Raw genomic sequence first — 14,755 nt, 5'->3', positions numbered from 1 at the left:
CGCAGGGGTACGCGTCACGACGTCACCGTCCAGGGGTCTGGGAGGGCTGGGGGGCGCCGCCCGACGGCGCGGTGGAGGCGGCCGGAGCGGCAGCGCCCGAGGGGGCCGGACCGGCGGCAGCGCCCGAGGGCGCCGGGGCCGGGGAGCCGGCCGGGCTCGGCACGGCTGCGCCCGGTGAGGGCGAGACCGGCGGGGCGGACGCCGGCGGAGACGGGGGCGGCGGCTCGGCGGCCGGCGACGCGGTCCCGGCGACCTTGCCGTCGGGCCCGATGAAGACCGGGCTGCCACCCGGCACCAGCCCCAGCTCGTGCGCCCGCCGCTGCAACGCGTCGGGCGCCGAGTAGCCGTCCACGTCCCGCTGCAGCGCCTGCTCCTCGTCCGTGAGCGCGGTGGTCTCCCGCTTCAGCTTGCTCAGCTGGAAGGAGCCCTGGTTGAGCGCCGAGTTCAGCAGCAGCAGGCTGATCAGCCCGCCGCCGAGCAGCGCCACGACCAGCAGGACGAACGGGGTCCGCGCCGCCTGTCCGGCGACCGGTCCCCCCAGCACCCGCCCCAGGCGTTTCACAGCCGCGCCTCCCGGATGCGTTCCACCCCGCGGCAGCGGGCCGGGGCCGCACGCCGGTTCTGCGCGATCTCCTCCTCGGTCGGCAGCTCAGCACCGCGCGTCAGCAGCTTCAGCTTCGGCTGGTACTTCTCCGGTACGACCGGCAGCCCGGGCGGGGCCGTCGAGGTCGCGCCGGCCGCGAAGACCTGCTTGACCAGGCGGTCCTCCAGCGACTGGTACGAGAGCACCACGATGCGGCCGCCGACCGCGATCCGGTCCACCGCGGCGGGGATGGCCCGCTCCAGTCCGGACAGCTCGCCGTTGACCTCGATGCGCAGCGCCTGGAAGGTGCGCTTGGCCGGGTTGCCGCCGGTCCGCTTCGCGGCCTGCGGCAGGGAGTCGCGGATCAGTTCGACGAGGCGCGCGCTGTTGGTGAAGGGCTCCTTGTCCCGCTCGCGCACCACGGCGGACACGATCCGCTTGGCCTGCTTCTCCTCGCCGTACTGGCGCAGGATCCGGACCAGCTCACCGGGTGCGTAGGTGTTGAGGACCTCGGCCGCGCTGATGCCCGTCGTCTGGTCCATCCGCATGTCGAGCGGGGCGTCCTGCGCGTAGGCGAAGCCGCGGTCGGCCTCGTCCAGCTGCATGGAGGAGACGCCGAGGTCGAAGAGGATGCCCTGCACGGTGGGGATGCGCAGGCCGTCCAGTACCTCGGCGAGGTCGGCGTAGATGGCGTGGACGAGGGTGGCCCGGTCCCCGAAGGGCGCAAGACGCTCCCCGGAGAGGCGCAGGGCTTCCTTGTCGCGGTCCAGGCCGATCAGGTGGGCCTCGGGGAACCGGGTGAGCAGGGCCTCGCTGTGGCCGCCGAGGCCGAGGGTGCAGTCGACGACGACGGCCCCGGGCCTCTCCAGTGCCGGGGCCAACAGGTCCAGGCACCGCTGGAGCATCACCGGGACGTGTCGGGACTCGCTAGTCAAAGCGCCCTCTCAGATAACGGCGCGGCAGGCATACGCCGCGCCGCGCACGCGGAGTCTTACCAAAGGGCCGGGCGGCCGGTCAGGGCCGGGCTCCGGCCGGTTCGCGTCACTTTAGTGCAACGGTCGCCGCGGTCAACGAACCGCCCCGCGCGCCGTGCGCCCCGCTGCGACCGAAGCGGCACATGCCGCGAATCACCCGGATGGCCGCGTGCGCCTCACCCCTGTGGGTTAGCTCACAACAGGACCGGGTGACCTTCTTTGTCCACCCTCACTCGATGCTCACACGTCCTGTGACCATTACCGTCGTATCCATGACGACTTCCGTACCCGTACCCGCCGCCTCCGCGCCCCAGGCCGCCGAGGACCACTCCGTCACCGACCGCCTGGTGTCGTCGAACCGCGCCTACGCCGCGAAGTTCACCGACCCCGGCATGGATGCCCGCCCGGTCCTCCAGGTCGCCGTCGTGGCCTGTATGGACGCCCGCCTCGACCTCCACGCCGCCCTCGGCCTGGAGCTGGGCGACTGTCACACGATCCGCAACGCCGGCGGGGTGGTCACCGACGACACCATCCGCTCCCTCACCATCAGCCAGCGGGCGCTCGGCACCCGCACGGTGATACTCATCCACCACACCGGATGCGGTCTCGAAAGCCTGACCGAGGACTTCCGGCACGAGCTGGAGGACGAGGTCGGCCAGCGCCCCGCCTGGGCCGTCGAGGCCTTCCGTGACGTGGACCAGGACGTCCGCCAGTCCATGCAGCGGGTCCGCACGAACCCCTTCCTGCCCCACAAGGACGATGTGCGAGGCTTCGTCTTCGACGTGCACACCGGGCTCCTGCGGGAGATCGATCCCACCTCTTGAGTGACACCAGGGCCAAGCGCCGTCAAGAATGCGGGGAGACGTCACCCGGAAACCCTTCCGGGCCGGTGTCCGCGTTCATGATTGCTCGCGGTTTCTGAGGTGTTTCGGGGTGGGCCGGTCATGCGCCATGGGGCGCCGGCCCTGGGAAAGGGTCGAGGAGAACCAGGTGACCACGTATGACGACCGAGCGAGCCTCGCGGATCTGACCAGCACGGCGCAGCAGGTGCGGGAATCGATCGAAAGCGTGATCGAGGGCAAGCCGGAGGTGGTCCGGCTCGCGCTGACCGTCCTGCTCGCCGAGGGCCACCTGCTGATCGAGGACGTTCCCGGCGTCGGCAAGACGATGCTGGCCAAGGCGCTCGCCAAGTCGATCGACTGCTCGGTCCAGCGGATCCAGTTCACTCCGGACCTGCTGCCCTCGGACATCACCGGCGTCAGCATCTACGACCAGCAGCGCCGGGAGTTCGAGTTCAAACCGGGTGCGATCTTCGCGCAGATCGTCATCGGCGACGAGATCAACCGCGCCTCCCCCAAGACCCAGTCCGCGCTGCTGGAGTCCATGGAGGAGCGCCAGGTCACCATCGACGGCACCACCTACACGCTGCCGAGCCCCTTCATGGTGGTCGCCACCCAGAACCCGGTGGAGATGGAGGGCACCTATCCCCTCCCCGAAGCCCAGCGCGACCGCTTCATGGCCCGGGTCTCGGTGGGCTACCCGAGCCCCGAGGCCGAGCTGCGGATGCTCGACGTGCACGGCGGGCTCTCCCCGCTCGACGACCTGACGGCCGTCGCGCACGCCCACGACATCGGCAAGCTCATCGAAGCCGTCCGCGAGGTGTACGTGGCCCCGCCCGTCCGGCGCTACGTCGTCGACCTGGTCTCCGCCACCCGAAGCCACCCGGACCTGCGCCTGGGCGCCTCGCCCCGCGCCACCCTGCACCTGCTGCGTGCCGTGAAGGCCTCCGCCGCCCTGGCCGGACGGGACTACGTCCTGCCCGACGACGTCCAGGCCCTGGCCGGACCGGTGCTCGCGCACCGGCTGCTGCCCACCGCTCAGGCCCAGCTGAGCCGGCGCACCGCCGAGCAGGTCGTCGCCGACATCCTCCAGCGCACCCCCGTACCGGCCGCGCCCTCGCGCGGCGAGATCCCGCCCGGCGCGGGCATCCGGGGCTTCTGATGAGCGCCGGCGCCCCGCACGGCGCGGGCGGCCGGGGCCCGCAGTCCGCCGGGAGCGCGGCCGGGCTGCGCGCGTCGCTGTCCGGGCTGACCACCCGCGGCCGGTCCTTCCTGGCCGCCGGGATCGCCGCCGGGCTCTGCGCGTACGTCCTCGGGCAGTCCGAGCTGCTCCGGGTCGGACTGCTGCTCGCCGTGCTGCCGCTGCTCTGCGTCCTGGCCCTGCACCGCACCCGCCACCGGGTCACCGGCACCCGCCGGCTGACCCCGATGCGGGTGCCCGCCGGCTCCGAGGCCCGGGTGCAGCTGCGGCTCGACAACACCTCGCGGATGCCGACCGGGCTGCTGATGCTCCAGGACCGGGTGCCGTACGTGCTGGGGCCCCGGCCGCGCTTCGTGCTGGACCGGGTGGAGCCGGGCGGCCGCCGCGAGGTGTCCTACCGGGTCCGCTCCGATCTGCGCGGCCGCTACCCGCTGGGCCCGCTCCAGCTGCGCCTCACCGACCCCTTCGGGCTGGTCGAGCTGACCCGCTCCTTCTCCGCCTACGACACCCTCACCGTCATCCCGCGCACCGAGGCGCTGCCCCTGGTGCGCTTCACCGGCGAGTCCTCCGGCTACGGCGACGGCAGCCGCCGCTCGCTGGCCCTGGCGGGCGAGGACGACGTGATCCCGCGCGGCTACCGGCGCGGCGACGACCTGCGCCGCGTGCACTGGCGCTCCACCGCCCGCTACGGCGAGCTGATGGTGCGCCGCGAGGAGCAGCCGCAGCGCAGCAGGGCCACCGTCGTGCTGGACACCCGGCGCCTCGCCTACGAGGGCGCCGGCCCCGACTCCGCCTTCGAGTGGGCCGTCTCCGCCGCCGCGTCGGCCCTGGTGCACCTGCTGGAGCAGGGCTTCTCCGTGCGGCTGCTGACCGACACCGGTGACTGCGTGCCCCGCGAGGGCGGCGGCTTCACCTCCGGCGGGCAGGAGTCCGCGGAGGCGGCCGGCCTGCTGATGGACACCCTCGCGGTGGTCGGCCACTCCGACGGCGCGGGCCTCTCGCGGGCCTGCGACGCGGTACGGAGCAACGGCGCCGGCAGTGGCCTCGGCGGAGCCGGCGGGGACGGGCTCCTCATCGCCTTCTTCGGAGACCTGGACGACGTACAGACGGGACTGGCGGCCAAGATGTGCCGCCGCGGCGGAGGCGCCGTCGCCTTCGTCCTGGACTCCGCGGACTGGTCCGGGCGGCCTCAGGGCCTGGCTTCGGTGACGTCGCAGGGGCTGCCTCCGCTGGAGGAGCGCCTGGGCGGGCTGCGCGACGCGGGCTGGACGGCGCTGGCCGCCCCGCCCGGGGTGGCTTTCGGGGAGCTGTGGCGGCAGGCGGGCAACGCGCCGATCGCCGCGGCGGGCGGTTCGGGTTCGGCGGGGGGCTGGGGATGAGCGGGCGGGCGAGACTGACGGTCTTCGCGGCTTTGGCGACGCTGTTCACCGCTTGGTCGCTGAACCCGCTGGTGGAATCGGCCGGCTGGCTGCCGCAGGCGGCGGCGCTGCTGGCGCTGCAGAGCGCGGTGGGCGCGGGGGCGCGGCGGGTGCCGCTGGCCCGGACGCTGACCGTGGCGGCGCAGGTCCTCGTATCGCTGCTGGCGCTGATGCTGCTGTTCGGCGGGAAGATGCAGTCCGTCGCCGGCGACGGACTGCTGGACTATCTCGTGACGGACTTCGGCGCGCTGTTCCGCCAGGGCGTGCAGGACGTGAACGAGTTCTCGATGCCGGCGCCGCTGACGGACGGGATCCGGCTGCTGCTGGTGTCCGGGGTGCTGCTGATCGGGCTGCTGGTCGACCTGCTGGCGGTGACCGTACGCACGGCCGCCGCGGCCGGGCTGCCGCTGCTGGCGCTGTACTCGGTGGCGGCGGGCCTGTCGGGCGCGGCCACCGGCTCCGGCGGCGCCTCCTGGGTCTCCTTCGTGCTGGCGGGCTGCGGCTACCTCCTCCTCCTCCTGGCCGAGGGCCGCGACCGGCTCGCACAGTGGGGCCGGGTCTTCGGCGCCGCCCCGCGCGGGAGAGTGTCCGCCGGATCCCCGGGCGGCGGGCAGGCGCTCGCCCCGGTGCGCACGGGGCGGCGGATCGGCGCGGTCGCGCTGGGTCTGGCGCTGGCGGTGCCGGTGGTGCTGCCCTCGATGGGCAGCGGAGTACTGGGCCCGGGCGGCGGCGCGGGCGAGGGCGAGGGCAACGGACTCGGCCCGTCGATCCAGGCGGTCAACCCGCTGGTCTCCCTGCAGAGCAGCCTGAACACCCAGGACAACCGGGTGGTGCTGCGGTACCGCACGGACAGCCCGCAGCTCAGCGAGCAGTACCTGCGGATCCTGGCGCTGGACGAGTTCAACGGCGTCAAGTGGGAGGCCTCGGGGCGGGCCCTGACGGACGTCCCGAAGCGGATGCCGAACCCGCCCGGGGTGAGCGACGGCGTGCTGAACGGCGCGACCGAGGTGCAGACCTTCATCTCCTCGGCGCAGACGTACGCGCAGCGCTACCTGCCGATGCCGTATCCGGCGACGGGGGTGGACATCGCCGGGAAGTGGCGGTTCGAGCCGGCCGGGCGGACGCTCGTCGGTGACCAGCTGGGCAAGGACAAGTTCCAGAACGCCCAGGGCGTGCAGTACTCGGTGCGCAGCCTGCTGCTGAACCCGACGGCGGAGCAGCTGCGCAGCGCGCCGGCGGCGAATCCCGAGATCGCGGCCGAGTACACGAAGGTGCCGGACAACCTGCCGGAGGTCGTCGTCCAGACGGCCCGCGAGGTGACGCGCGGCGCGAAGGACGACTACTCGGCGGCGGTCAAACTCCAGGACTACTTCGCGGTGAGCGGCGGGTTCCGCTACGACACGAAGGTGTCCTCGGGTACCGGTTCGCAGGCCATCGCCAAGTTCCTCGCCGACAAGGAGGGCTTCTGCGTCCACTTCGCCTTCTCGATGGCCTCGATGGCACGCACGCTCGGGATCCCGGCGCGGGTCGCGGTCGGCTTCACGCCCGGGGTCAAGCAGTCCGACGGCGTCGTCAACGTCTCGATGCGGGACGCGCACGCCTGGCCGGAGCTGTACTTCGAGGGCGTGGGCTGGACCCGCTTCGAGCCGACGCCCCGCTCGGGCATCACGGTCCCGGAATACAGCCGGCCCACCACCCCGCAGCCCCTGCCGAACGCGCCGACGTCGGCCCCGTCCGCGAGCGCGGTGCAGCCTTCGGCCAGGCCCTCGACGGCGGACGACTGCCCCGCCGACCAGAAGAAGCTGGGCGAGTGCGGTCCGCTCGCGGCGCAGCGGAACACGGGCGCGGGGGGCGACGGCCCCTCGGCGGGCACCGTGCTCGCCTGGACGGCCGCCGGCCTCCTGCTCCTCGCCCTGCCGCTGCTGCCGTTCCTGTGGCGCGGGCGACTGCGCGCGCGGCGGCTCGGCTCGGGGCAGGTCCTCGCCGCCTGGCGGGAGCTGGGCGACGCTGCGTGGGACGTCGGGATCGTCCCGGACGAGGCGCTGTCGCCCCGGGGGGCGGCGGACCGGGTGGTGTCCCTGGGCCGGCTGGATCCGGCGGCGGCCGATGCCGTACGCCGGGTCGCGGGCTCGGTGGAGCGCGCGCTCTATGCTCCGCCGGGGTCGGAGCCCTCGTACGGGGACCTGGCGCAGGACGTGGGGCTGGCCCGTGCGGGGCTCCTCGCGGGGGTGTCCCGATGGTCCCGGCTGCGGGCCCTGTTCCTCCCCCGCTCGGCGGCGCGCGTGCGCTGGGCCGTCTCGGCCCGGTGGGCGGCGCTGACCGACCGCGCGGCCTCGGCCACGGCCCGCCTCCGCACCCGGCTCCCCCTGCGCAGCCGCGGCTGACGGCGGGGCCGGGCCCGCATCCCGCTGCGCGGCCGCGGCTGACGGTGGGGGCGGGTCGGGGTGCCCTGCGGGGCTGTCCCCTACCCGCCCTTCCACCGTTCCCCGGGCTCCGCCCGGACCCGCGCCTCAAACGCCGGCGGGGGTGGATTTCGCCCGTCGCGGGCTGGATTGCCCGTGGGGCAATTTCAGCCTCGCCGGCGTTTGAGGCGCGGGGTCTGGGGCGGAGCCCCAGGGGGGTCCGGGGCGCAGCCCCGGGGAACGGGCGAAGGGCGGGTAGGGGACTTCGCCCCGCGCAGCGGTGAGGGTCGCTGCGGGGACTTCGCCCCGCGCAGCGGCACACCCGCAGCCGGGGCCGGGCTTCGCCGGAACGGGAACACGGCCGAGGCCGGGGCTCGATCCCCCCGAGCCCCGGCCTCGGCCGTGTTCCCACCCCGTCGGCCGGAGAGACCCGGTCCGCACCTGCCGCCCCGTGTCGGCGGTCCGGCCCGGGTCCCTGTCCGTAGCCCCCAGTCTGGCGTCAACGCGCCCCGCGCCCATCCGCGCAGGTACTCATTTCCGCGCCTAGGTACGGATACTCACCCGCCCCACCAGTTCTACGCGGCCCCGCCACCCCCGCGGCACCGCCGATCGGGGGTCACCGGCAGCGGGAACCGGCAGCGGGAACCGTCAGCGGTTCCCGCTCACCCGGCCCCGCAACAGCAGCGACAGCGCCGAGTGCACGTCGTCCAGCGACCGCTCGCTCTGGAAGGACTGCCAGTCCAGCGCCGCCACCAGCACCATCCCCACCATCGCCGCAGCCGTCAGCGGCACGTCGATCTCCGCGCTGAGCTCACCCCGCTCCACGCCTTCGCGCAGCACCGTCTCGACGACGGCGACGGCCTCCCGCCGGACGACCATCAGCGTGGACTGCCAGGTCCGGTTGGTGCGCCACAGCTCGGCGACGTAGAGCTGGGTGAAGGCGGGGTACCGGTCGATGAAGACCAGTCCGGCCCGGATCATCTCGTCGAGCGCCTCGACCCGGGTCCCGCCCCTGGCCTCGGTCGATTCGGCCGCCGTCCGCAGGGACTCGGTCAGGAGTCCGACGCCGTGCCGCAGCAGCTCCTCGAAGAGGTCGTTCTTGCTGGCGAAGTTGTAGTAGACGGTGCCCTTCGCCACGCCCGCCCGCTCGGCGATCTCGTCGACCGTGGTCGCGGAGAAGCCCTGCTCCGCTATGAGGGTGACGGCCGCTTCGTAGAGCTTCTGCCGTGTGGCCTGGCGGCGGCCGCCGCCCCCGGCCGTACCGGTGCTGCTGCTTTCCATGGCGCTGATTCTCACAGGTCAACCCGTCCCTTCGGGCTACAGGCTCAGTTCCGGGCGCAGCCGGTCCATCGTCCACACCTGCTTGCCGCGGGCGGCCAGAGCGGTGAGGGCGAGGGCGCCGACCGTGAAGGCGGTGAGGACCGCGCAGCCCTCCCAGACCGGGGCGAGGTCGCCGCCGGTGATGAGCCGGCGCAGGCTCTCGACCACGTACGACATCGGCAGGTAGGGGTGGATGGCGTTGAAGAAGCCGGGGCTGGTCTGGACGGGATAGGTGCCGCCCGCCGAGGTCAGCTGGAGCATCAGGACGGCCAGGACCAGGATCCGCCCGGCCGCGCCGAACTTGGCGTTGAGCCACTGGACGATCGCGGCGAAACAGCCGGTGACCAGCATCAGGAAGGCGACGGTGAGCACGGGCCGGGCCATCTCCAGGCCGAGTCCCCAGTGCAGTACGGACATCAGTGCGCCCACCTGCGCGGCGCCGATCCCGGCCACGGGCAGCCAGCCCGCGAGGGCGATCCGCCAGGGCGAGGCCCCGGCGGCGAGCGCCCGCCGGTTCAGGGGTGCGATCAGCATGTAGGCGACCATCGCGCCGACCCAGAGGGAGAGCGGGATGAAGTACGGGGCGAAGCCGGTGCCGTAGTTGGGCGCCTTGTGCAGGGACTGGTTGGCGAGCCGTACCGGGTCGGCCATGACCTCGGTCCGGGCATCGCGCTGCTGCTGGTCGTAGGCCGGGATCTTGGCCGCGCCCTCGTGCAGGCCGCCGGCGAGGTCGCCGTTGCCGTCGACGAGCTTGACCAGGCCGCCGTCGAGGTCGTGCGCGCCGGCGCCGAGCTTGCCGACGCCCGTGCCGAGTTCGCCGGAGCCCTTGGTGGCGGAGCCGATGCCGGTGTGCAGCCGGGCCATGCCGTCGGAGACCTTGTGGGCGCCGTCGTTGAGGGCGTTCACCTGGGTGACCGCGGCTTCGAGGTCCGCGGAGAGGCCGGGGGCCCGCGTGACGAGGAGGCGGGCTTCGCGCTCCAGGTCGGTGAGCTGCTTGCGCAGGGTGGAGAGGTCGCCGTTCGCGTTCTTGATCAGGGTGTCGACGTCACCGGCGAGTTCGGCGGCTTCGGCGGCATCGTCCTTGAGCTTCTTCAGCTGCGGGCAGGTGTCGGGGAGCGGCTGCGCGCCGGTGGTGCAGGTCTTCGCGTAGATGTCGGCGGCGCCGGTGGAGACGCGCTGGGTGACGGTGGCGGCGGCCGGGGCCGCCTTGGCGAAGGCTTCGAGGTGGTTGTTGACGACCCGGGCGGTGTCGGCGACGAGTTCGGCGCTGTCCGCGAGGCTCTTGGGGTCCTTGAGGAAGGGGCGGGCCTTGTCGGCGGCGCCGCCGACCTTGTCGGCGAGCTTCTGGGTGCCGGCCGCGACGTCCTTCGTACCCGTCTCCAGCTGTCCGGCTGCCACGTTCAGCTTCTTCAGTCCGCCGGTGAGCTCGCCGTTCTTCTCCTTCGCCGTGTCCAGGCCGTCGGCGAGGTCCTTGGCGCCCTTCTGCGCCTTGCCCGCGCCGTCCGTGAGCTTGTCGGCTCCGTCGGCGGCCTCGGCGGTCTTGCCGTGGAGGTCGGAGAAGTTCACGAAGATCTTGTCGAGGAAGCCGCGGGAGGCGTTGGTGGACGCCGCGGAGCGGACCTCGGAGAAGACGCTGCGCGAGATCGAGCCGACGATGTAGTTGTTCGCGTCGTTGGTCTTGACCTGGAGGGCTCCGGTGGCGGGGTCCTCGCCGGAGCTGGAGGCGATCTTCGCGCTGAAGTCGGCGGGCATGGTGAGGGAGAGGTAGTACGTGCCGTTCTCCAGCCCCTCGGCCGCCTCTTCGGCGCTCACCTCGCGCCAGTCGAAGGTCTTGCTGTCGCGCAGCTTGCGGGTGATCTCGCCGCCGGCGTCGATCTGCTTCCCGTCGACGGTGGCGCCTCGGTCGGAGTTGACGAGGGCGACCGGCACCTTGTCGAGGCGGCTGTAGGGGTCCCAGAAGGACCAGAGGTACAGGGCTCCGTAGAGCAGCGGCAGCAGGAGCAGCGAGACGAGGGCGGCCCGGGGCAGCTTCCCCCGCCCGAACCGCTTCAGCTCAAGCGCGGCCAGCTTCGGCGAGCGCATCGTCGTCCCCCTTCGTGTCGTGCGGGTCGTGGGCGGCGGCCGCGACGCCGACGCCGGCGGCGCCGTCGCTGTCAGCGGCGGCGTCGGCGTCGGTTCCGTCGGAGTCGGCGGTGCCGTCGGTGCCGTCGGAGTCGTGCGGGGCGGTGGCCTGGATGCCCCAGGTGACCTTGGAGTCCGTGGGGCGGGGCACCTCGGCGGATCCCGCGGCCGGGGCCGCGGCCGGGTCGTCGGTCGCGGCACCGGCCGCGGTGGCCGCCGGCCCGGTGCGCAGGACCGTCGCGTCGGACGGGGCCTCGCTGCACACCGCGAGGACGGTGGTCCCGGCGGCGGCGAGGGAGCGCAGCAGGTCCCAGGCCTCGGCGCGCTCGGAGTCCGAGAGCTTGAGGTCCAGGTCGTCCAGGGCCAGCAGGCGCGGCGAGCCGAGCAGTGCGATGGCCACCGACAGCCGTACGGATTCCAGCCGTTCCAGGTCCCGTACGGAGGTGCGCGGCCCCTTCGGCAGGGCGGCGACGTCCAGTCCGGCGGCGTCCAGCGCGGCGTCGATCCGGGCCGCGGTCGAGGCGCGGCGCTCCTCGCGCGGACGGAGCAGGGCGCGGACGGGTCCGTCGTAGCGCCGCTGGAGGAGTGCTGCCTCGCGCAGTTGCTCGGCGACGGTCAGGGCCTGGTCGAGGTCGTTGACCCCGGGCACCGGGCCGAGGGCGGCGATGCGGCGGACCGCGGCCATCTTCTTCGGCAGCCGGTGGCGGCCGATCTCGGCGTGGCCCTCGGTGGGCTTCATCCGGCCGGTGAGGGCGAGGAGCAGGCAGGTCCGCCCGCTCCCGGAGGGGCCTTCGACCGCGATGAGCGAGCCGGGTGCCGCGTCGATCCCGACACCCCGGAACACCCAGCCGCGCGGGCCCTTGACTCCGAAGTCCTCGGCTTTGACGGCCGCGCCGTGCGGGCTGTCCACGCCCTCCCCCTCCTTTTGAACTGACCAGTCAGTTCAAAAACTAGCATCCCCGGTCGCATCCGCTGTACAGAGGGCGGAAGTTGCCCGGACAGGACCCCGACCCTGGGGACGAAACCGCAGGTCAGCGCGATTGTCAGTGGGGGCAGTCACGATGGGGACACGCAAGAACAGCTCAACTCGTAGGAGCAGCTACACCAGGCAGCGCGAAGCGCACGCAATGACAGGAGGTTCGTCATGGCCACACCGTCCCCGTCCCCTGTCCACCCCGTCCCCCGGAAGTCGGCCGCACCCCCCGCCGCCCTCGACCTGCTCGCCAAGGCCCACGAGGGCCTGGCCGAAGCCGCCCGGCTGACCCGGTCCAACGAGCGGTACGCCACCGCCCATCTCGCCGCGCTGCGCGCCGCCGCGGCCGTGCTCGCCGCGCGCGGGCGGCCCGAGCCCGTGCACCCGCGGCGCAGGCCGCGGATCCGCAGCGCGTGGGAGGTGCTCCCGGAGATAGCGCCCGAACTGACCGAGTGGAGCGCGCTCTTCGCCTCCGGAGCGGCCCGCCGGGCGCGGGCGGAGGCCGGCATAGCGGGCGCGGCCACCGGCCGGGACGCGGACGATCTGGTGCGTGCCGTCGCGATGTTCCTGCGCCTGGTGGAGCGGATGCTCGCGCTCCGCCCGCCGTCTCCGGCCGGTCCGGCCCAGAGCCTGCCGCTGCCGCGCACGGAGCGTCCGGACGTGGGATGACCTGCCCGGCAGTCAGAGGCAATAGGGTGGGCATCGACCGCTCAACCAACGTGCCGAGGAGCCATCAGCCGTGTCGGACACTTCCCGCCCCCGCGCCTCCCTCCGCACCGCCGTGGTGTGGGAGGTCCTCAAGGAGGCGCTCGACCGCCGGGTGAAGGCGACCGGGCGGGACGTGCTGGACGTGCTCGACACGGGTGGCGGTACCGGCAAGTTCGCCGTGCCGGTGGCCCACCTCGGCCACCGGGTCACCGTGGTCGACCCGAGCCCCAACGCGCTGTTCGGGCTGGAGCGCAGGGTCGCCGAAGCCGGCGTGGCCGATCTGGTCCGCGGGGTGCAGGGCGACGCCCAGGGCCTGCTCGATGTCGTCGAGCGCGAGTCCTACGACGTGGTGATCTGCCACGGCGTGCTGGAGTACGTGGACGACCCGGCCGAGGGCGTGGCCAACGCGGTGGCCGCCCTGCGCCCCGGCGGCATCCTCAGCCTGCTCGGCGCCGGACTCGGCGGGGCCGTCCTGGCCCGCGCCCTGGCCGGGCACTTCACGGAGGCCCGTACGGCCCTGGCCGACCCGGCCGGGCGGTGGGGCGCGGGCGATCCGGTACCGCGCCGCTTCACCGCCGAGCAGCTCTCGGCCCTGGTCTCCGAGGCCGGTCTGGCCGTGGGCGCGGTGCACGGCGTGCGGATCTTCGCCGACCTCGTCCCGGGCGTTCTGGTGGACACCGAGCCGGGCGCCGTCGAGGCCCTGCTGCGCCTGGAAGAGGCCGCCGCCGAGCTCCCCGCGTTCCACGCGGTCGCCACGCAGCTGCACGTCCTCGGCGAGAAGCCCGCCTGATCTGCGGACCTTGCGGGAACGCGGTGCGCCACTCACCCTCCGAACCGGCGTCGTGACCCGTATGATCGGGGTCAGCGCCCGGCATGCCGAGCGGACCTCTGGGGAATAACGTCCTCAGTGGGCCGTTCAAGACGGCGCTGAGCATTCCCCAAGCGGTACTTTTTACGGGCAGTGTTTTTTAGAACGTGGCGTAGAGGGCGGGTATCACGGGGGCGATTCCCCGCCTATCCTGAAGGGGACCCCTGGTCGCTACCCCCCGCGACCGACGGATGAGGAGGACTCCCGTGCCGCTCTCGGAGCACGAGCAGCGAATGCTCGAGCAGATGGAGCGAGCGCTGTACGCCGAAGATCCCAAATTCGCTACAGCGCTTGAGGGAAGCGGACTGCGCACGTACACCCGGCGACGGGTTTACCAGGCAGTCGCAGGCATTGTGGTGGGTATCGCGCTCCTCATGACCGGTGTGATCGTGCCGAACGTACTGTGGATCAGCGTGGTGGGGTTCCTCGTCATGCTGGGCTGTACGGTGCTCGTGGTCACCGGTTGGCGCAAGGCACCCAAGCCTGGTGAGCAACCCGCCTCCGGCAGTGCAGGCGGTTCGCCCCAAGGGCAGAACCGGCAGCGTCGGTCGATGATGACCCGTATCGAGGAACGGTGGCAGCGCCGCCGTGACGAACCGGGGCAGTAGCCCCACCGACAGACTCGGGTGAAGGGACGGCCGCCGGAAGGCGGCTGTCCCTTCGCTGTTCCCCGGAAGGAGTCTGGGGGGCCGCGCCGGATCACGGCTTCTGGGACATGATGACCAGATGAGTGTGCTCCCCCTGGTCTTCACCAGCGGCTGGGCCAGTGGGATCAACGCATACGCCGTGGTCCTGCTGCTCGGCATCTTCGGCAGGACCGGCCTGACCGACGAGGTCCCCGCGTCCCTGCAACGCACCGACGTGCTGATCGTGGCGGCAGCCCTCTTCCTCTGTGAGGCGGTCGCCGACAAGATCCCGTACGTCGACTCCCTCTGGGACACCGTCCACACCGTGATCCGCCCGGTGTCCGGAGCCGTGGTCGGCGCGCTGCTGGCCGGGCAGAGCGGCTCGCTCTCCGACATCACCGCCGGCGCGGTCGGCGGATCCACCGCCCTGGCCAGCCATTTCGTCAAGGCCGGCACGCGCATGGCGATCAACACCTCGCCCGAGCCGTTCAGCAACGTCGCCATGAGCACCGCCGAGGACCTCGGTGTGGGCGGGATCGTCACCTTCGCGATGTTCAATCCTGAGGCCGCCGCGATCATCTGCGCCGTCCTGCTGATCATCGGTCTCGCCCTGCTGATCTACCTCTGGTCCCGGATCCGCCGCTTCCGGCGCCGCCGGGCCCAGCGCCGCGAGGAGAAGAGGCTCGCAGACGAGATGGCCCGCGTCGCTCGATAGGCTCAGC

Annotated in this window: 13 protein-coding genes; 8 read left to right on the top strand and 5 right to left on the bottom strand. The window is 73.0% G+C overall.

Features of this window, described 5'->3' with window-relative positions; genetic code table 11:
* Positions 1 to 22: 22 nt before the first annotated feature.
* A complete protein-coding gene (locus tag MTF69_RS02310) occupies positions 23 to 562 on the bottom strand; it encodes a hypothetical protein (protein WP_243330135.1) in 540 nt (179 codons plus the stop codon).
* Positions 559 to 1,488 (bottom strand): 16S rRNA (cytosine(1402)-N(4))-methyltransferase RsmH, encoded by a 930-nt coding sequence (gene rsmH, locus MTF69_RS02305; RefSeq protein ID WP_243330449.1) that lies wholly within the window; start codon positions 1,486 to 1,488, stop codon positions 559 to 561. The genes MTF69_RS02310 and rsmH overlap by 4 nt, the downstream gene beginning before the upstream one ends.
* Positions 1,489 to 1,793: 305 nt before the next feature.
* Here rsmH and MTF69_RS02300 point away from each other — a divergent pair, with 305 nt between their 5' ends.
* The 4 genes from MTF69_RS02300 to MTF69_RS02285 all read left to right on the top strand — a co-directional run bounded on the left by MTF69_RS02300 (position 1,794) and on the right by MTF69_RS02285 (position 7,399).
* On the top strand, positions 1,794 to 2,381 hold the full coding sequence (locus tag MTF69_RS02300; RefSeq protein ID WP_374321945.1) for a beta-class carbonic anhydrase: 588 nt from the start codon (positions 1,794 to 1,796) through the stop codon (positions 2,379 to 2,381).
* Positions 2,382 to 2,547: 166 nt separating this feature from the next.
* Positions 2,548 to 3,558, top strand: a complete 1,011-nt coding sequence (locus tag MTF69_RS02295; protein WP_243330131.1) for a MoxR family ATPase — start codon at positions 2,548 to 2,550, stop codon at positions 3,556 to 3,558.
* A complete protein-coding gene (locus MTF69_RS02290) occupies positions 3,558 to 4,976 on the top strand; it encodes a DUF58 domain-containing protein (RefSeq protein WP_243330129.1) in 1,419 nt (472 codons plus the stop codon). The genes MTF69_RS02295 and MTF69_RS02290 overlap by 1 nt, the downstream gene beginning before the upstream one ends.
* Positions 4,973 to 7,399: a DUF3488 and transglutaminase-like domain-containing protein gene (locus MTF69_RS02285; RefSeq protein ID WP_243330127.1), complete on the top strand. Its 2,427-nt coding sequence runs from the start codon at positions 4,973 to 4,975 to the stop codon at positions 7,397 to 7,399. Before MTF69_RS02290 ends, MTF69_RS02285 begins: the two co-directional genes overlap by 4 nt.
* Positions 7,400 to 8,065: 666 nt before the next feature.
* Here MTF69_RS02285 and MTF69_RS02280 read toward each other — a convergent pair.
* Genes MTF69_RS02280 through MTF69_RS02270 form a run of 3 tightly spaced genes read right to left on the bottom strand, consistent with a single transcriptional unit; the run spans position 8,066 to position 11,768 of the window.
* Positions 8,066 to 8,713 carry a TetR/AcrR family transcriptional regulator gene (locus tag MTF69_RS02280; protein ID WP_243330126.1) on the bottom strand — a complete coding sequence of 216 codons (648 nt, stop codon included), beginning with the start codon at positions 8,711 to 8,713 and terminating at the stop codon, positions 8,066 to 8,068.
* Positions 8,714 to 8,734: 21 nt separating this feature from the next.
* Complete coding sequence (locus MTF69_RS02275) at positions 8,735 to 10,819, bottom strand: YhgE/Pip family protein (RefSeq protein WP_243330124.1); 2,085 nt, start codon at positions 10,817 to 10,819, stop codon at positions 8,735 to 8,737.
* Positions 10,791 to 11,768, bottom strand: a complete 978-nt coding sequence (locus MTF69_RS02270) for an ATP-binding cassette domain-containing protein (protein WP_243330122.1) — start codon at positions 11,766 to 11,768, stop codon at positions 10,791 to 10,793. The genes MTF69_RS02275 and MTF69_RS02270 overlap by 29 nt, the downstream gene beginning before the upstream one ends.
* A gap of 234 nt (positions 11,769 to 12,002) precedes the next feature.
* Between MTF69_RS02270 and MTF69_RS02265 the strand changes: the two genes are divergently transcribed.
* The 4 genes from MTF69_RS02265 to MTF69_RS02250 all read left to right on the top strand — a co-directional run bounded on the left by MTF69_RS02265 (position 12,003) and on the right by MTF69_RS02250 (position 14,748).
* Positions 12,003 to 12,500: an SAV_6107 family HEPN domain-containing protein gene (locus MTF69_RS02265; RefSeq protein ID WP_243330121.1), complete on the top strand. Its 498-nt coding sequence runs from the start codon at positions 12,003 to 12,005 to the stop codon at positions 12,498 to 12,500.
* 70 nt (positions 12,501 to 12,570) lie between these two features.
* Positions 12,571 to 13,329, top strand: a complete 759-nt coding sequence (locus MTF69_RS02260) for a bifunctional 2-polyprenyl-6-hydroxyphenol methylase/3-demethylubiquinol 3-O-methyltransferase UbiG (protein WP_243330119.1) — start codon at positions 12,571 to 12,573, stop codon at positions 13,327 to 13,329.
* Between the two features lie 284 nt (positions 13,330 to 13,613).
* Positions 13,614 to 14,015 carry a DUF3040 domain-containing protein gene (locus MTF69_RS02255; protein WP_243330117.1) on the top strand — a complete coding sequence of 134 codons (402 nt, stop codon included), beginning with the start codon at positions 13,614 to 13,616 and terminating at the stop codon, positions 14,013 to 14,015.
* Positions 14,016 to 14,133: 118 nt separating this feature from the next.
* A complete protein-coding gene (locus MTF69_RS02250; protein ID WP_243330115.1) occupies positions 14,134 to 14,748 on the top strand; it encodes a DUF4126 domain-containing protein in 615 nt (204 codons plus the stop codon).
* Positions 14,749 to 14,755: the final 7 nt, after the last annotated feature.

The organism is Streptomyces sp. AP-93 (assembly GCF_022808175.1).
Taxonomy (GTDB): domain Bacteria; phylum Actinomycetota; class Actinomycetes; order Streptomycetales; family Streptomycetaceae; genus Streptomyces.
This window is presented reverse-complemented; position numbering and strand designations above follow the sequence as displayed.

Coding starts and splice junctions, on each gene's coding strand:
- MTF69_RS02290 (WP_243330129.1), top strand. CDS start 3,558: ATGAGCGCCGGCGCCCCGCACGGCGCGGGCGGCCGGGGCCCGCAGTCC.
- MTF69_RS02250 (WP_243330115.1), top strand. CDS start 14,134: ATGAGTGTGCTCCCCCTGGTCTTCACCAGCGGCTGGGCCAGTGGGATC.
- MTF69_RS02300 (WP_374321945.1), top strand. CDS start 1,794: ATGCTCACACGTCCTGTGACCATTACCGTCGTATCCATGACGACTTCC.
- MTF69_RS02275 (WP_243330124.1), bottom strand. CDS start 10,819: ATGCGCTCGCCGAAGCTGGCCGCGCTTGAGCTGAAGCGGTTCGGGCGG.
- MTF69_RS02265 (WP_243330121.1), top strand. CDS start 12,003: ATGGCCACACCGTCCCCGTCCCCTGTCCACCCCGTCCCCCGGAAGTCG.
- rsmH (WP_243330449.1), bottom strand. CDS start 1,488: ATGCTCCAGCGGTGCCTGGACCTGTTGGCCCCGGCACTGGAGAGGCCC.
- MTF69_RS02285 (WP_243330127.1), top strand. CDS start 4,973: ATGAGCGGGCGGGCGAGACTGACGGTCTTCGCGGCTTTGGCGACGCTG.